This window comes from Streptomyces sp. NPDC002889 (assembly GCF_042888425.1).
In the GTDB taxonomy this organism is placed as follows: domain Bacteria; phylum Actinomycetota; class Actinomycetes; order Streptomycetales; family Streptomycetaceae; genus Streptomyces.
The window spans coordinates 54,853-71,664 of the sequence record NZ_JBIAPT010000017.1 but is presented as its reverse complement, the minus strand read 5'-3'; the positions used below and the strand labels follow the sequence as shown (position 1 = coordinate 71,664).

Genomic DNA, 16,812 nt, shown 5'->3' with positions numbered 1-16,812 from the left:
GACGGTTCACGCGTACCTTCCCGGCATGCCCTCTCTGCTGCGCAACAGTTTGACGAAGCGAGTCCTGCGCTCCGCCCTCACCGCAATGGATCAGCGTGTGGAGCGGGGTGTGGCACGTACGACCCGGCCCCTGCGGACGGAGCTCGATGTCCTGCGGCGGGAGGTGGACGAGATGCAGCAGCGGCAGTACGCGCTCGGTCTGCTGCTCGACGGCACGGCCAGAAGCGGGCACCGCATGCCGCGTCCCGCCCAGATCGACACCCTGGTGCGCCAGATAAAGGACGTGAGCGGGGACAACGAGCACGCCCGCCGCGGTGTGGTCGTCGCCTACCGCACGCTGATCGCCATGGAGGCCCTCGCCGTCGGCAGGGTGGCCGGTTCCACCTCCAACATCTGCGGAAAGCTCGCGACCGTTCCGCTGCTCTCCCCACCCAACGGCAACATCCTCGAGATCGGGACCCTGTACGGCGTGTTCGCCTCCGCCCTGGTGCGGATGGTGCACCGGGCCGGCATCGAACCGGACCTGACGATCGTCGACCCGCTGGCGGGCCTGCAGCTCCAGCCCGGCACCGCCCAGAACGCCGACCCGACGGGCACCCCGGTGCGCGAGGACGTCGTACGGGCCAACCTGGCGCTCGGCGGCAACCGTGCGGCGCTCGAGGCGCGGATCCAACAGGGGTTCTCCTCCGACCCCGAGGTGCGGGCCGCGGTCTCCGACCGGGAGTACGGCGTGATCATCGTGGACGGCGACCACTCCATGGAGGGAGTGGCCTCCGACCTCGAGTGGGTGGAGCAGATCGTCGCGTCCGGCGGCATCGTCGTACTCGACGACTGCGGCGACAAGGCCTGGCCGGGCGTCCAGGAGGCACTCGACAAGCACCTGGCGACCGGGACCTCGCGACTGGAACTGCTGGGCACGGTCGCGACGTCGGCGTATCTGCGGGCGGCCTGAACGCGGGGGCGTGGTCCGGTCCACCCGGACCGGACCACGCCCCGTCCGCATCGTCACGTCCTCTCCGGCTCGCCCGACGCGGGCGGACAGCCGTTACGGCTTGGGCAGCGCGCAGCCCGGTCGGCTCAGGTCGATCCGGCTGCCGGCTCCGATGCACGGCACGAGCGTGTAGGTCTGCTGCGCGTAGTTGATTCCCGGCCGTACGGTGACGTTCCCGTTCGCGTCGACCTCACAGGGGTTGTTGTCCGTGCAGCGGCCACCGTCCTCGTTGCCGGTGTTGTTGACGGCCACCACCTTGCCGGTGGCGTTGTCGATGACGGGCGAGCCGGAGGTTCCGCCGATGGTGTTGCAGCTGGAGGTGTAGCGGACCGAGTCCTTCCAGGTCCACGAGCCTTCCTTGAGGAGGTAGGCGAAGCCGTCGACGTTGCAGCTGTAGATCCGCTTCCAGTAGCCGGAGACGACCTTGATGGCCGTGCCCTGCACGGGGTGCGCGGCGTTGAGTTCCAGCGCCTTGATGCCGTACCGGGACTCGATCTGCGCGTAGGTGCTGGTGAGCTGGTACAGCGAGACGTCGGTGTCGGTCATCGTCGCGTACGCGATCTTGCTCGCGCGCAGTGTCGCGACTCTGGTGCCACCGGAGTTGAGCAGGCCGAAGCTGCGGGTGGACGCCTGGTTGAGCACGACCTCGCCGGGCTCCGGGAAGCCGCTTTCTATGCAGTGGCCGTTGGACAGGACGAGCGCGGGATCGGTGGGCTGCGATCCGGGCGCCTTGACGACGGAACCGGAACAGTTGCTGAGCGCGACGGTTCCGGCGAAGTCGACCGCCTTGACGTCCACGGCGGGTTCTGCGGGTTCTGCGGGTTCCGCGGCGACTGCCGGTGCGGCGCCCGCTCCGAGGAGCGTGAGCGCTAGCAGCGTGCCGGCGAGAGGCTTGTTCATGTGGGGGTCCCCTCTTGCGACGTGAGTGGCCGAAGTGACGACTTCGACTTGTCATGCGCATTGTCGAGGGGTGGGCCCATGCCATCAAGGCGCCGTTTTCGGCCACCAACGTCCGTACGCCGTCCGGTGATTGCCGGGCGCCAGGAAGTCCCTGCCCTGTTGGAGATCGTGTACACGGAATCCGGTCTCACCGGAATCCGTGTACACGATCCGCGCCAGCGGGCGCGGGAGCCGGGCCGAGGGAGGCGTTCCGGCGTCGGCCCCGCAGTTGAGCGGCGGCTGAGCCGCGCAATCGTGCTGGACCGGGGGCGCACTGGGGACATAGGTTCCGTCACGGCCGTCCCTGGGGAGGGGACGGCACTCCTTGTTACTCACCCGTGGGGGGTTTCTCCGTCATGCTCTGCTCCAGATGTGGGACGAATGCGGCTGTGGCCGGCCGGAGCGAAGATCTCTGCCATGGTTGCGCGACCGTCCCGGCACACCCGACAGCCGCGGGGCCGGGTATGGGCGCCGGAGCGGATCTGTGCTCACCCATGGGACTGGGGCGGGCAGTTGTGGCGATGCTCGGTGCCGTCATCGTCACCGACGTGGCGAACAGTGCTGCGGCCGTGAAACTCCTGACCGTGCTGGCCAGTACGGGCGTCGGCGACGTGATGGCCTACGACATCGACGAGGCCGAAACGGCGGAACTGCTGCTGGGGTTCGCGTCCGGGCTGCAGCGCCTCACATTCCTTGCGACCGCCGTTGTCTTCATCGTGTGGTTCCACCGGGTGACAAGGAATGCCGGAGCGTTCGCCCCGGACCTGCCGGCCCATGGGCCCGGCTGGGCCATCGGTGGCTGGTTCGTCCCCGTCGCACAGCTGTGGATTCCGCGAGGGATCGCCGCGCAGGTGTGGCAGGCGAGCCGCAAGGATCCGTACACGGGCCGCGAGCACGCGTCGAGCACGCTGCTGAATGTGTGGTGGGGGTCCTGCATCGCCGTATTGGCGCTCTCCTGCTTCGCCGAGTGGCGATTCGACATGGCCGAGTCCCCGAAGGAGCTCTTCACCGCAACAGCGACACTCGTCCTCGCCGACGTGCTGGACACCGCCGCGGCCGTCCTCGCCATCCGCCTCGTCCACAAGCTGACGCAGATGCAGCACGCGAAGGCGCTGCGCGGCCCCGAGCCGGTCGCCGTGTGAGGCCGGCTCGGGCGCGGATCGATCAGCGCGTGCGGAACTGCTGCTGGCGCTCCAGGGCGCGGCGCAGTTCGGCCGGGAGCTGGTGGTACGGGCCGTAGGCGCGCTCCGTGTCGTAGAGCAGGGACTGGAACGAGTGCTGCGCCGCCGTGTGGTCGCCGACCGCGAGCAGCAGATGGCCGATGCGGTGGCGTACCTCGAAGGCCCGTCCGCCGTCCGTGCCGCCCGACTTCTGCTGCATCTCGTAGTGGGGCAGCACCGCGCGGTACTCGGCGAGTGCCGCGGCCGGCTGGCCCAGTTGCTCGAGGCAATGGGCCGCGTCGTAGCGGAACTGCAGGGTCTGCGGGTCCGCCGGGCCCGCCTCGGCGGTGCGGTCGTCGGCGAGGCGGCGCAGCTCGGGCAGGGCGCGGCGGTACTGGCCGTCGTCCATCAGCGTGGTCGCATACTGCTTGCGCAGGATCCGTACCACCGGTGAGCGCTCACCGTGTTCGGCGGCGGCCGCGGGCAGGATGCCGCCGAGGATGTCGACGGCCTGGGTGATGCTGCCCTCGCCGAGCAGTCGCTTGACCTCGTCGACCGCGGCCGCGACATCGGGCCGGGGCGCGGCGGGTGCCGGTGGTGCGACCGGGGGTGGCGGGGTGCTCACGCGGTCGGGCCAGGGGGCGTGCGGGCGCAGGAAGGGGCGGGTCGGGTCGAGCGGTCCCCCGGGGTTGCCCCGGGCGGGCAGCAAGGGCGCGAGCGCCTCGTACACCTCCTGCGCACCGGACGGGCGGTGCTGCGGGTCCTTGGCGAGCAGCCGCAGTACCAGGGCCTCGAGGGCTTCGGGTATCTCGGGGCGCAGCTGGCGCACCGGCAGCGGAGGCTCGTACAGGTGGCGGTGCAGCACGCCGAGGGCGGTGGAGCCCGCGAACGGCACGTTGCCGCTGAGGAGTTCGTGCAGCAGCACTCCGAGCGCGTACAGGTCCGTGTACGGGCCGACCGCGCCGCCCATGGCCTGTTCGGGGGCCATGTAGGCGGGGCTGCCGATGGGCGATCCGGTGTGGGTGAGCCGCGTGGTGTCGGTGTCGATGACGGACGCGACACCGAGGTCCAGCACGGTCACCGTGCCGTCCGGTTTCACCATCACATTGCGGGGCTTGAGGTCGCGGTGGACGATCGGCACAGCGTGCACTGCGCCGAGGACGGCGCACAGCTGCGCGGCAACCGCGACGGCCCACTGCCAGGGATAGGGGTCGTGCTCGGCCAGGTGGTCGGCGAGGTCGGCGCCCTCGACGTACTGCATCACCAGATACAGGTCGTCGCCGTCGCCGCCCGCGTCATGGACGGTGACCAGCCCGGGATGGCAGACCTGCGCGGTCACCCGGCACTCGCGCACGAAGCGGCGGCGCATCTCGTCGGCGGCGGTGGCGGCCGCCATGTGGTCGGGGCGCAGCAGTTTGACGGCGACCCGGCGGTCGAGGCGGCCGTCGTACGCCGTCCAGACCTGGCCCATTCCGCCTTGGCCGATGAGGGCGGCGAGCTCGTAACGCTCGCCGATGACGCGTCCGTTCACCGGCCGTCGCCCTGTTCCCTGCGGAGGTAGTCACTCAGCTCGTCGAGCTCGGCCCGGACCTGGTCGATGCGGGGGCTCTTGTCGCGCTGCGGGGGCGCGGGCGGAGGCGTGGGGGCAGGTGCGGGCGGAGGCGTGGGCGTGTGCTGGGGCTGGGGGGACGCGGGCGGGTAGCCGTATCCCGTCGGCCGCTGCGGTATGCCGTACGGCGTGGAGGGCGTGGCCGTGTACGGCGAGCCCGCCTGCACCGGTGGCGGTGTCCAGCCCGGCGGACGCGGGTCCTGGTAGTGGCGGATGTCCGCGACCAGATAGTGGACCGGTACCCCGATCGCCATCCCGAACAACACAATGACGAACACGTAGTCGATCGGCCCGGGGTCGGCATCCTTGGAGCCGGCCAGTTCCGCGTCCGAGCCGAACTCGCCGATGACCACCATCGTGATGATCACGAGGCCGAGGCTCACCCAGAACAGCACCCAGTCCAGCCGACGGCGGCGCATGATCGCGATCCGCAGCATCGTCGCCCAGGCCAGGAGGCCGCAGCTGAGCAGTGCCAGCGCCACGAAAACCGTGCGCAGGGCGACCAGCACCCCGGTCGACGGGCGCTGGGGATGCGGCGGCGCATAGCCGTGGCCGTGCATTTCTGCTCCTGACGGGCCTGGGGACGAGGCGTAGGGGACTGAGCGTATACACCGACACGGACAGGGGGTCCCGGGTTGTACGGACTGGGTGTCCGGTACGTCACTCCAGGGCCGCGGACGATGTCATTCAGGCAGGACCGTGCCGTCGGTCAGTCCGTCGTACAGCCCCTGGACGAGCTGCTCGCCGAGCCGCCCGGCGAGGCGCAGCGCGTCCTCGAAAGCGGCCAGGGTGCGGAAGCGTTCGCCGTAGCGCTGCTGGTCGGCCAGGGGCAGCCGGGGCAGTTGGAGGCGACGCACATCGAGCCGGGTCGCGGTGGAGGCGTAGCTGCTGGCCTGCCGGTTGTTGGCGGTGCCCCGCAGAAAGCCGGCGAGGAACCACGGGTCGAGTGCGGCCGGGTCGGGGTGCAGGAGCTGGAGGTTGCGGCCGAGCGCCGCACCCGCGGTGCACCCGTCGATGACGCGCACGACGGATCCGCCGCCGAGTACGGGTACGACGACATCGCCCTCCTCGACCCGTACCGGCTCCTCGTCCGTGGTCTCGGGCAGCGTGCCGGAGGGCTCGGTGCCGGCGAGGACGTCCTGCTCGGTGAGTACGCGGACGGGGTGGTCGGCGCCCGGGGCGGTCCGGGCCTGGGACGAGGTTCCCACGCCGCCCGCACCGCCTGCTCGCAGCACCAGCGCGCCCGCGCGGGACAGTTCGCCGACCGTGGTGGCGGGCCAGGGCGCGGGCTCGGTGGACCGCGCGGGCTGCGGGGTGAGCTCGCCTGCCAGCCGCAGGGTGTCGGTCAGACGCTCCTGTACCCGCGCGAGCTCCCGTGCCCCGCCGGCCGCCGCCGGCGGTGGCAGATGCCGGGCGGGGGCCAGATCCACGTCGTCGTCGAGGAGTTCGATGACCGGGACCGAGCGGCTGATGCCGGGCTGCTCGGTGGCGGTGCCGTGCCGTTCGAAGGGCTGCCAGGCCTCCAGCACCGTGGTGTGCACGGTCTGCCAGTCGAGCCGGTCGCGCCCGCCGCCCGCGCCGCTCGCACCGGTCGGCTCGGCGGCGTCGACGAGCAGCAGCTCGGGCGGGGGAGCCTGCCCGGCGTCGGGCTTGCGCAATATCCACAGATGGAGCGGGATGCCGTACGGGGGTGCGGCGCCGGCGGGCAGGGCGACGACGGCGCGCAGCGCTCCCCGGCGCAGCAACCCGGCCCGGACGCGGCGGCCCGAGCGGCGGGACGCGGCGGCGGGCGGCATCAGCAGGACGGCGGTGCCGCCGGGGCGCAGCCGGGCGAGTGCGTGCTGGACCCAGGCCAGTTCGGACTCGGTGCGGGCCGGGAAGCCGTATTCCCAGCGCGGGTCGTAGGCCAGTTCGTCGTGGCCCCAGTTGCGTTCGTTGAACGGGGGGTGGCACAGCACCGCGTCCACGGCGAGCTGCGGGAAGGCGTCGGCGCGCAGGGCGTCACCGGAGGCGACCCGTACCTCGGCGTCCGTGTGCAGGGCCAGGCGGAGCCCGGTGAGGGCGGCCAGTTCGGGGTCGGTCTCCTGGGCGTACAGCGCCTCCGGGCGGTCAACGGCCCGCAGCAGCGTGCCGGTGCCGGACGCGGGGTCGAGGGCGGTACGGGCGGGGCCCGCGAGCGCGGCCATCAGGGCGGCGGGGCCTGACGGGGTCAGCGTGTACTGGCGCGGGTTGGCGTCGAGCTGACGCCCGAGCAGGAACTCGAAGGCCTGGCGGGCGCCGAGTTCGGCGGCGAGCTCGGCGACACCGCGCAGCAGCGGGACCGAGGGGCGCAGTGCGGCGGTGTCCGGGGTGTTCACAACGCCGCCGGTCGCGCCGGAATCGGTGTTCACAGACGGGGCGTGGGGGTGGGCGGCGGCCGGGTTGCCCCGTCGGCTGATGTCGGTCGGGGTGTTCACAGCCGGGTCGGTGTCGCCGAGACGTCGGCGCAGCACCGGGTCGAGGGCGGCGGGCAGCACCTCTGCGAGCCGTTCGTCGGAGACGGCTGCCGACTCCAGCCAGGCGGTCGGCCGGTCGCGCAGGAACAGCAGGACGCAGCCTGCGTGGACCAGTGCGGTGACGGCGCCCGCGGGGTGGGACGCGAGCTGTTGCCAGACCCGTTCACGCAGCGGGACTTCGGCGAGTTTTCCCTGGTCGCGCAGCCACTGTTCGACATCGGCGAGGGCGAAGGACGGGCTGGTCTCGGTACCGCCGACGGGCTTGGGGAAGTCCGCGTGGCGGCGTCGCCAGTTGCTGACCGCGGCGCGTCCGACCCCCGCGAGCCGGGCGATTCCGGCGGCGGTCACCTCGCTCGAATCCTTCGGCACAGGCCGACTCCCTCATCCGCAACGACCGTTGTACCGGCCTCGGTTGTGCCATCGAGCATACGCCGCAACGACGAGAGACCACTTCACATTGTGGACCGACTCGTCATCTGTGAACAGTGTTGACTCGGTTCACAACCTCTGCTCTTATTAACCCATCGCTACACGGGATTCGCAATGAGTCCCGACCACATCCATGTCCGGGAGGGCATCCATGTCCCACTCCACGCAGCAGCCCCAGTACGGCCAGCCCCCCGTCCCGGCGCAGCCGATACGCAACGGACTCGGCACGGCCGCCCTGGTGCTCGGGATCATCGGCACCCTGTCCGGCCTGATCCCCCTCTTCTTCTGGCTGGCCGGCATCCTCGGACTGATCGCCCTGATCCTGGGCCTGTCGGGACGGGGCCGGGTCAAGCGCGGCGAGGCCGGCAACAAGGGAGTGACCACCACCGGTGCCGTCCTCGGACTGGTGGCGCTGATCCTCTCGGTGGTCGGTGCGGTGCTCACCTTCAAGGCCGTGGACGACGCGGTGGACGAGATCAACAAGGCCACGAGCGGCAGCAGCGCGTCGAAGGAGCCCGCCGCCGGCAAGGGCAAGGACGACAAGGGCGGCGCGTCCGACAAGGGTGAGGACAAGGGTGACAAGGGCAAGGGGCTGGAGGCCGGGGACGGCGCGATCTACGACGACGACCTGAAGATCACCGTCAGCGAGCCCAAGCCCTACACCCCCGACGAGTTCGCCTCCGGCCACACCAAGGGCAACAAGGCGTACAGCGTCACGATCGTCATCGAGAACGGCGGCAAGGAGAAGTTCGACGCGACCCTGCTGACCGCCGACGCCACGGCCGGCGAGGACGGCGTCACCGCCGAGGAGATCTTCGACGGCAAGGTCGGCTCCGGCTTCACCGGCAACGTCCTGCCCGGCAAGAAGGCCACGGTCCAGTTCGCCTTCGACGCCCCGGCCGACGCGAAGACGCTCACCGTCGAGGTCAGCCCCAGCTTCGACTACAACGCCTCGCAGTGGGAGCTGAAGCTCTGAGCCCCTTGAGGGCCCGGACAGCGTGAAGGCCGCCCCGTGGGCGGCCTTCACTCGTCAGGCGTGCGCCTCGGATGTCGTGACGCTCATGTGTCACAGCCGGTGGCGCACCCACACATTGGGCTCCACGTACACGGCGTACCCGCGCTCCGCCTCGCAGTGCACCGGCACCAGCGCACCCGGCACCTCGACCGGGCCGGTCGTCCCGAAGGGCAGCCCGGTCCACGTGCGCCACTGCTCCAGCGAGCCGGCGACCGTCATGGAGGCGGGCGCGACCTTCTCGATCGCCCCGCCGGCCCGCACATGCACCCGCAGCCAGGGGTCGTGCGGCAGTCCGTCCGACGCGCGGGTGCGGTACGCGTACTCCTGGATGAGCGCGTTCGTCTCGGCGCTCTTCGCACTCGGCCGCACCGGCGCGACCAGTTCGGAGAACCCGAGCCGGCCCACGTTGTCGCGCAACGCGGCCAGCAGCATGCCCGAAATGCCGCGCCCCTGGAGATCCTTGGCCACGGTGATCTCGATCGCGCTCACGATGTCCGGGGTCCGGCCGTGCCGCAGATCGGAGAAGGCCCACAGCACCACCTGGTCCCAGCCGCCGTCCGGCAGCTGCACCCGCCCGTCGGCGGCGAGCTGGAACGGCACGCTGAACGCCCGTCCCGCGACCCGCCCTTCGGAATCGGTGGCGACCAGCACGTATTCGGGCAGCTCGGAGACGATCCGCCCGATGTTCGCCCAGGCGACCGGATCGTTGATCACGAACTCGGGCCAGGTGTCGACCATCTGCCACATGGCGCCCTGCAATTCGGGCCGGTCGGCAAGCGTGGTGATGTGCAGATCCATCCCGGCAGACTAGCCAGGTGCTGCCGCGCAACCCACCGGTTGTCGACCGGTGATCGGCACCTTGCTGAGCGGGGCGATCGGCGGCATGCTGCGCCTCGTGGCGCTGTACGACCGAAGGCCCCGGCTGACAAGGCTCCGGTCACGGACCGGGTTTGAAGACCGTCCGGTCCGCCGACTCCGAGACTTCTCCCTGCTGCCGTCAGCCGCCGCACTGCGCGAGCATCGCCCGCTTGTCGGCGGCGGTCACCGGCATCTCGTACTTCACGGCCACCTGGGCGATGCGCACCACGTACGCGCAGCGGATCCGCTTGCTCGGGGGCAGCCAGGAAGCGGGCCCGGAGTCGCCCTTGCGGCTGTTGGACGGGCCGTCCACGGGCAGCAGATTCAGCGGGTCGTTGGCCAACTGACGTCGCTTGGCGACGCCCCAGCGAGCCGCCCCCATCTGCCAGCTGTACGACAGCGGGACGACATGGTCTATCTGTACCTCGGTCGCCTGCCGCTTGCGCCACTCGATGGCTTCGCCCGTGTACGGATCGTGGAGCGTCATCGACACGACCACACAATCCGAGCCGGAACGGAACCGGAGGTCCTGACCATCGCGGTTCAGGAGATCGTTCCGAGTGTCGCAGCCGTTCCGGGCCAGCGGTACGCCGTCGGCCGTGTCCATCCAGGCATAGCCGAACCGGTCACGGTCGTAGCCCGTCTTCGGGCCGCGTCCCTTGGTGGCCACCCGTGCGATCAGCTCGCGGGCCTCGGTCCGCTCCCGGTCGGTGGTGAGAGGGGCGAGGCCGGGCCGGGTCCCCTGCGGGTTGGCGAGCGGGCTGGTCGCCCCGGGCGCCGCTGTCGCGCCGCCGCCCTCGGTCAGCCCGGTGCCGTCGCACCCGGTGAGCAGGCTTCCTGTCAGCAGGATTCCGGTGAGCAGCGCAGCCGGCACCGGCCCGCGCGCGAGCAGCCGCGCCATCGTGTCCCCTCCCCGAGCGTGGACCCATACCCTACTGAGACACGACGCGCAATTTTCGCCAGGGGGGCGTAACGTGGAAAGGGACCTGGTCCCCTTCGGAAGGACGACTGGATGGGGATGTCCGAAAGGTTCTAGCAACCAGACACAAGTACGCACACGCACACACCGCCTGCGGAGCCGAGCCGGCAATCGTGGGCGGTGTCTCTGTGTGTGGACCCGGATACCGGATGCGGGACGACCCGGATACGGGGTGCCTGGATCCGGATGACCGGCCGCCGTATCACACCTTGCCGATGCCGAGGGTGTTCTCCCCGGGCAGCAGGCCGGTGCCGATCACCCCGACCCAATACGTACCGAGCAGCTCCTCCAGCCGCGCCGTGTCCTCGGCGCCCAGGGCCGCCCAGGGCCCTGCGGCGAGCTCGTCCGTACGCCGCTCGACCTCGGCGCGCAGCTCGCGCCCGGCGGCGGTGGCCTGCCCGTCCTCGTCCATCAGGCCGCGTGCGCCGAGCCGCTCGCGTGCCGCGGTCCACTGCGCCGCGCTCCAGCCGCGGCTCCTGAAGACCGGCACGGGAGCCGCGCCGACGCCGGCGAACGAGACAAGCGCCTCGACGGGGCCCAGCCCGGCGGTCAGCAGCGCGGCGAGATGCCCGTCGCCGCGGTGCTCGCGCAGGATCGTCGCGGCCTGCCAGAGCACGAGGTGAGGTGCGTCCGGCCACGGCAGGGCCGCATTGCCGGCGGCGAGCGGGCGCCCCGCGTGCTCCGCGGCCTCGGCCGCGCGCCGGGCGAGTGCCGCCGCCTCGGCGAGCTCCGGGGAGTCGATCGCGTCCCCGAGCACGGTCCGGTACGTGCGGTCGACGGCCCGCAGCCTGGCGGCGAGCACGGCGTCGGGTGCCGCGACCCGCCAGGCGTCGGGCACGTACTGCTCGACCATCTCCGGGCTGAAGCTGTAGAACGCCGAGGTCACCCGCACCGCCCCGGCCTCCCCCAGTGGCGCTGCGCGCCAGGCGAAGTAGCTGGGCCAGCGCTCGTCGGTCCTGTAGCCGAGTTCCGCGGCCTCCTCGAATGCCGCCGGCGCGTAGTAGAGCACGGCGTGCAGAGGCTCCAGCAGATGCCACATCTGTCGTACGCGTCCCAGGTCGTCGGACATGACAACTCCTCGGTCCAGGCGGTTATCTAGCCACCGACTAGATTGCTCCTCCGGAGAGAACTTGTCAATGCCTAGATTCCGCGTAGCCTGAAGCCATGAGCCGACCGACGTACCACCACGGCGACCTGCGCCGGGCCGTGCTGACCGCCGCACTCGACGTCATCCGCACCGAAGGCCCCTCGGCCCTGAGCCTGCGCGATCTGGCCCGCCGCGCGGGCGTCTCCCACGCGGCCCCGGCCCACCACTTCAAGGACCGGGCCGGCCTGCTCACAGCGATCGCGGCCGAGGGCTTCGACCTGCTGGCGTACTCCCTGGCCGAAGCCCCCGACCTGCGCGAACGCGGGGTGCGCTATGTCCGCTTCGCGCTCGACCACCCCGCGCACTTCCAGGTCATGTTCCAGCCGGAACTCCTGCGCCCCGACGACCCCGACCTGCTGGCGGCCAAGTCCCGCGCGGACGCGGAACTGCGCGCGGGCGTCACACAACAGCGCCCCGCCGAGGACACCGACCTGATGTCCATGGCGGCCTGGTCGGTCGCGCACGGCTTCGCGACCCTGCTCCTGACCCGCAATCTGGACCGCCCGCTGGGTGATCGCGACCCGGAAGAGGCATTCCGGGCACTCGCGGGGACGATGTTCGGCCCGGCGCGCTGATCACCACCGTCATCCGTCATCCGTCATCGGGGGCGTCGCCCGGATCCGGGTCGGGGGCGGGACCTCGCCGGGACGCCGTCATCGCGTCGGGGTAGCGGGATCCGAGGCGCCCTGCGGCAGGGTCTCCCGGTCCGGCTGCTCGGCGCTCCGCTCGGCCCGATCCTGCGCCAGATCGCGCCGGGAGCCTAGGGACACGTACTGCGCCGGCGCCCGTTCCCCAGCACCACGCCCCGCCCGGCGTAGTACCGGTCCAGCACGTCCCAGGAGATGCGGGCGAACTCCTGTGAGTGGCCCGGGAAACCCGACGGATTGTGGATGACCACGTGGTCCTCGGTGGTGCCGACGGCCAGGACCAGGTGGCCGCCTCGGTGCGGCGGGGACGGGGACAGCTCGCGGATGGACGGGTGCACCGAGAGCAGCAGCAGCCGGCCCGAGGCGATGAGCTCGGGGATCTCGCTCCCGGGCAGTTGGGGGCGCGCCTCGGCGTGCAGCCCCCATCTGCGTTCGGCGTAGACCGCGAACGGCGCGTAGATCAGTCCGTCCAGGCCGTCGGGACGCTTCACATACGCCCCGGCCTCGACGCACTCCGCCGCCAGGGCCATGGGCGTCGGTACGGGCTGCTGCCAGAAGCCGAGCGCCATGCGCAGGCAGGCCATGCCGCACAGCCGCCAGGACCACCACTCGTACTCCTGCGGGCTCTTCGCCCCGTACGCGGACCACAGCGGATCATCGGCCGCCCGCATCGCGCCGCCGATGATCGCGGGCACCAGATCAGGTGAGGCCCACTGGGCGTAGTACGGAACCGAGTGGATGACCGTGGCGCCCCCGTACAGGGGCCGCGCCATGGGGCCGTTGCTGCCGCCCACCCGCTACGAGCCGAGAATCGTGGTCAGGAACTCGCCTGTCCAGGAGAGCAGTTCGCGCCCCACCACCGGCTTGCCGCCGATCTTGCCCGTCGTGGGGCGCGGGACCAGGATCTGGTGGGCCGTCGGCTTGATGACGGTACGCGGGTGCAGGCGCTTCAGGCGCAGCTCCTGCGATTCCCTCAACTCCACCGGCGCGAAGCGGATGTTGGGGCCCTGCAGCACGATCTCTCCTACGCCGCATGCGCGGGCCAGCATCCGCAGGCCCGCCACCAGGAGGAGGTTCTCGACCGGCTCGGGCAGCTTGCCGTAACGGTCCGTCAGTTCCTCGCGGACCGCCTTGATGTCCTCCTCCGAGTTGGCAGAGGCGATCGCGCGGTACGCCTGCAGGCGCAGCCGCTCGCCCGGCGCGTAGTCGTGCGGGACGTGCGCGTCGACCGGCAGCTCGATCTTGACCTCGAGTGGGGGCTCCTCCTCCTCGCCGCCGTCGACCGCGGCGCGGTAGTCGGCGACCGCCTCGCCCACCATGCGGATGTACAGGTCGAAGCCGACGCCCGCGATATGGCCGGACTGTTCGCCGCCCAGGAGGTTTCCCGCTCCGCGGATCTCCAGGTCCTTCATGGCGACGTACATGCCCGCGCCCATCTCGGTGTGCTGGGCGATCGTCGCGAGCCGCTCGTGGGCGGTCTCGGTGAGCGGCTTCTCCGGCGGGTAGAGGAAGTAGGCGTAGCCGCGCTCGCGGCCACGGCCCACGCGGCCGCGCAGCTGGTGCAGCTGCGAGAGACCGAAGTTGTCGCCGCGCTCCACGATCAGGGTGTTCGCGTTGGAGATGTCGATGCCGGACTCGACGATCGTCGTCGAGACGAGCACGTCGAACTTCTTCTCCCAGAAGTCCACCACGACCTGCTCGAGCGCCGACTCGGGCATCTGGCCGTGGGCGGTCGCGATGCGGGCCTCCGGCACGATCTCGCGCAGCCGGGCCGCGGCCCGGTCGATCGATTCCACACGGTTGTGGATGTAGAAGACCTGGCCCTCACGCAGCAGTTCACGTCGGACGGCCGCGCCGAGCTGCTTCTCCTCGTACGGACCGACGAAGGTGAGGACCGGGTGCCGCTCCTCCGGGGGCGTCGTGATCGTGGACATCTCGCGGATGCCGGTGACCGCCATTTCGAGCGTACGCGGAATGGGGGTGGCGGACATGGTGAGGACGTCGACGTTCGCGCGGAGCTTCTTCAGCTGCTCCTTGTGCTCGACGCCGAAGCGCTGCTCCTCGTCGACGACGACCAGTCCCAGGTCCTTGAACTTCGTCTCCGAGGAGAAGAGGCGGTGGGTGCCGATGACGATGTCGACCGAGCCGTCCTTCAGGCCCTCCAGTGTCGCCTTCGCCTCCGCGTCCGACTGGAAGCGGGACAACGCCCGCACGTTCACCGGGAATTGGGAGTACCGCTCGGAGAACGTGCCGAAGTGCTGCTGGACCAGGAGCGTGGTGGGGACGAGGACCGCGACCTGCTTGCCGTCCTGGACCGCCTTGAAGGCGGCGCGTACCGCGATCTCCGTCTTGCCGTAGCCGACGTCGCCGCAGATCAGCCGGTCCATCGGAACCGTCTTCTCCATGTCCTCCTTGACCTCGGCGATCGTGGACAGCTGGTCGGGCGTCTCCACGTACGGGAACGCGTCCTCCAGCTCACGCTGCCAGGGCGTGTCCGCGCCGAAGGCATGGCCGGGCGCCGCCATCCGGGCGCTGTACAGCTTGATCAGGTCCGCGGCGATCTCCTTGACCGCCTTCTTCGCCCGCGCCTTGGTCTTCGTCCAGTCCGCGCCGCCGAGACGGTGCAGCGTCGGCGCCTCGCCACCCACGTACTTGGTGACCTGCTCCAGCTGGTCCGTGGGGATGTAGAGCCGGTCGCCGGGCTGGCCCCGCTTGGCCGGGGCGTACTCGACGAGCAGGTACTCGCGGGTCGCGGCCTGCACGGTGCGCTGCACCATCTCGATGTAGCGTCCCACGCCGTGCTGCTCGTGAACGATGTAGTCGCCGACCTCGAGGGTCAGCGGGTCGATGGTCTTGCGGCGCCGGGTCGGCATCCGCTGGCCGTCCTTGCCGGCGGCCTTCTGGCCGGACAGGTCGGTCTCGGTGAGCACCGCCAGTTTGAGCGCCGGGTCGACGAGGCCGTGGTCGATCGAGCCGGTGGCGACATGGACGACCGAGGGGGAGATGTCGCCGAGGTCGGCGTCGAGGCGGGCCGCGATGCCCTCGCCGCCGAGGACCTCGACCGTACGGGCCGCGGGGCCGTGTGCCTCGGTCACGAACACCGTGCGCCAGCCGTCCGCCAGCCAGCCCTTGGTGTCGGCGAGCGCGCGGGCGGTGTCGCCGCGGTACGTCTCCGGGGCGTGCATCCCGAGCTTCAGCGTGTCGTCGTCGAGATCGACGTCGGCCGCGAACGGGGACACCGACCACCACATCATGCCGAGCTCGCGGGCCCGGTCCCGTACGTCCGCGATGCCCCACAGCGAGGCCGCGTCGAGATCGATCGGGGCCTCGCCTCCGCCCGCGGTCGCCGCCCACGACGCCTGCAGGAACTCCTGTGACGTCGCCACCAGGTCTGCGGCCCGCGTACGCACCCGCTCCGGGTCGCAGACCACGGCCATCGAGCCCTTGGGGAGCACGTCCAGCAGCAGTTCCATGTCGTCGACGAGGACCGGGGCCAGCGACTCCATGCCCTCCACCGCGATGCCCTCGGCGATCTTGCCGAGCAGTTCGCCGAGCTCCGGGTGCGCCTGGGCGAGGGCGGCTGCCCGCTGCCGTACGTCGTCGGTGAGCAGCAGCTCACGGCACGGCGGCGCCCACAGCCCGTGCTCGGCGACTTCCAGGGAGCGCTGGTCGGCAACCTTGAAGTAGCGGACCTCCTCGACGTCGTCGCCCCAGAACTCCACCCGCAGGGGGTGTTCCTCGGTCGGCGGGAAGACATCCAGGATGCCGCCGCGCACCGCGAACTCGCCGCGCTTCTCGACCAGCTCGACCCGGGAGTACGCGGCGGCGGCGAGCCCGTCCACGACCTCGTTCAGATCGGCCTGCTGCCCGGTGCGCAGCGCCACCGGCTCCAGGTCCCCGAGCCCCTTGACCTGCGGCTGCAGCACGGACCGTACGGGCGCGACGACGACGCTCACGGGCCCCGCGGCCGGGTCGTCGTGGGACGGGTGCGCGAGGCGGCGCAGCACGGCGAGCCGGCGGCCGACGGTGTCGGAGCGGGGTGAGAGCCGCTCGTGCGGCAGGGTCTCCCACGCCGGGTACTCGACGATGCCCTCTTCCGGCAGCAGCGAGCGCAGCGCGGCGGCCAGGTCCTCGGCCTCCCGTCCGGTCGCCGTGACGGCGAGCACCGGACGGTCGCTCTCGCGGGCGAGTGCGGCGATCGCGAAGGGCCGGGCGGCGGGCGGGCCCACCAGGTCGACGTGCATGCGGTGGCCGTCGCCGGCCGCCTTCACCGCTTCGGCGAGCGCCGGGTCACGTACGACGGCATCGAGCAGACCGTGCAGGCTCATGAAGGGCTTCCATCCGAGAAACTGGGGGTGTGCAACGCGAACGACCCGACACGTCGAACGGGCCGGGGGTCTCCAGCCTACGACGGTGGTGTGACAGCCGCGTCCGCAATCGGGTGGCGGGCTCCCGGCGGCGGGCGTTCCGCGAGGGACCCGGCCCCGGTGCGCGCTCCGGGCGGACCGGCCCGGGTACGTGTTCCGCGACGGACGCGCGAGGC

General features: G+C 71.3%; 13 protein-coding genes. 4 read left to right on the top strand and 9 right to left on the bottom strand.

Going from position 1 to position 16,812, the window contains the following annotated elements; all coding sequences use genetic code 11:
• The first annotated feature begins 25 nt into the window (after positions 1–25).
• The gene (locus tag ACFYWI_RS24895) at positions 26–952 is read left to right on the top strand and encodes a class I SAM-dependent methyltransferase (protein WP_389236523.1); all 927 of its coding nucleotides are present in this window, start codon (positions 26–28) and stop codon (positions 950–952) included.
• A gap of 93 nt (positions 953–1,045) precedes the next feature.
• On the opposite strand, the gene ACFYWI_RS24890 is transcribed toward ACFYWI_RS24895, so the two are convergent.
• Positions 1,046–1,891 carry a trypsin-like serine peptidase gene (locus ACFYWI_RS24890; RefSeq protein ID WP_389236521.1) on the bottom strand — a complete coding sequence of 282 codons (846 nt, stop codon included), beginning with the start codon at positions 1,889–1,891 and terminating at the stop codon, positions 1,046–1,048.
• A 503-nt stretch (positions 1,892–2,394) separates the two neighbouring features.
• Here ACFYWI_RS24890 and ACFYWI_RS24885 point away from each other — a divergent pair.
• The gene (locus tag ACFYWI_RS24885) at positions 2,395–3,072 is read left to right on the top strand and encodes a DUF4328 domain-containing protein (RefSeq protein ID WP_389236519.1); all 678 of its coding nucleotides are present in this window, start codon (positions 2,395–2,397) and stop codon (positions 3,070–3,072) included.
• A gap of 22 nt (positions 3,073–3,094) precedes the next feature.
• Here ACFYWI_RS24885 and ACFYWI_RS24880 read toward each other — a convergent pair whose 3' ends face one another.
• The 3 genes from ACFYWI_RS24880 to ACFYWI_RS24870 all read right to left on the bottom strand — a co-directional run bounded on the left by ACFYWI_RS24880 (position 3,095) and on the right by ACFYWI_RS24870 (position 7,563).
• Positions 3,095–4,621, bottom strand: coding sequence for a protein kinase (locus ACFYWI_RS24880; protein WP_389236517.1), 1,527 nt, complete (start codon positions 4,619–4,621; stop codon positions 3,095–3,097).
• The gene (locus tag ACFYWI_RS24875; protein WP_389236515.1) at positions 4,618–5,259 is read right to left on the bottom strand and encodes a hypothetical protein; all 642 of its coding nucleotides are present in this window, start codon (positions 5,257–5,259) and stop codon (positions 4,618–4,620) included. The genes ACFYWI_RS24880 and ACFYWI_RS24875 overlap by 4 nt, the downstream gene beginning before the upstream one ends.
• Before the next feature lie 123 nt (positions 5,260–5,382).
• Positions 5,383–7,563 (bottom strand): N-6 DNA methylase, encoded by a 2,181-nt coding sequence (locus ACFYWI_RS24870; RefSeq protein ID WP_389236513.1) that lies wholly within the window; start codon positions 7,561–7,563, stop codon positions 5,383–5,385.
• Between the two features lie 211 nt (positions 7,564–7,774).
• On the opposite strand from ACFYWI_RS24870, the gene ACFYWI_RS24865 reads away from it, so the two are divergent.
• Positions 7,775–8,599, top strand: a complete 825-nt coding sequence (locus tag ACFYWI_RS24865; RefSeq protein WP_389236511.1) for a DUF4352 domain-containing protein — start codon at positions 7,775–7,777, stop codon at positions 8,597–8,599.
• 90 nt (positions 8,600–8,689) lie between these two features.
• Here ACFYWI_RS24865 and ACFYWI_RS24860 read toward each other — a convergent pair whose 3' ends face one another.
• The 3 genes from ACFYWI_RS24860 to ACFYWI_RS24850 all read right to left on the bottom strand — a co-directional run bounded on the left by ACFYWI_RS24860 (position 8,690) and on the right by ACFYWI_RS24850 (position 11,544).
• The gene (locus ACFYWI_RS24860) at positions 8,690–9,436 is read right to left on the bottom strand and encodes an N-acetyltransferase (protein WP_389236509.1); all 747 of its coding nucleotides are present in this window, start codon (positions 9,434–9,436) and stop codon (positions 8,690–8,692) included.
• A 199-nt stretch (positions 9,437–9,635) separates the two neighbouring features.
• Positions 9,636–10,397 (bottom strand): HNH endonuclease family protein, encoded by a 762-nt coding sequence (locus ACFYWI_RS24855; protein ID WP_389236507.1) that lies wholly within the window; start codon positions 10,395–10,397, stop codon positions 9,636–9,638.
• Positions 10,398–10,677: 280 nt separating this feature from the next.
• Positions 10,678–11,544, bottom strand: a complete 867-nt coding sequence (locus tag ACFYWI_RS24850) for a hypothetical protein (RefSeq protein WP_389236505.1) — start codon at positions 11,542–11,544, stop codon at positions 10,678–10,680.
• A 95-nt stretch (positions 11,545–11,639) separates the two neighbouring features.
• Between ACFYWI_RS24850 and ACFYWI_RS24845 the strand changes: the two genes are divergently transcribed.
• Complete coding sequence (locus ACFYWI_RS24845; RefSeq protein WP_389236503.1) at positions 11,640–12,197, top strand: TetR/AcrR family transcriptional regulator; 558 nt, start codon at positions 11,640–11,642, stop codon at positions 12,195–12,197.
• A gap of 185 nt (positions 12,198–12,382) precedes the next feature.
• Here ACFYWI_RS24845 and ACFYWI_RS24840 read toward each other — a convergent pair whose 3' ends face one another.
• Entirely contained in the window at positions 12,383–13,042 is a 660-nt protein-coding gene (locus tag ACFYWI_RS24840; protein WP_389236500.1) for a C39 family peptidase, read from the bottom strand.
• Positions 13,043–13,066: 24 nt separating this feature from the next.
• On the bottom strand, positions 13,067–16,597 hold the full coding sequence (gene mfd / locus ACFYWI_RS24835) for a transcription-repair coupling factor (RefSeq protein ID WP_389236498.1): 3,531 nt from the start codon (positions 16,595–16,597) through the stop codon (positions 13,067–13,069).
• Positions 16,598–16,812: the final 215 nt, after the last annotated feature.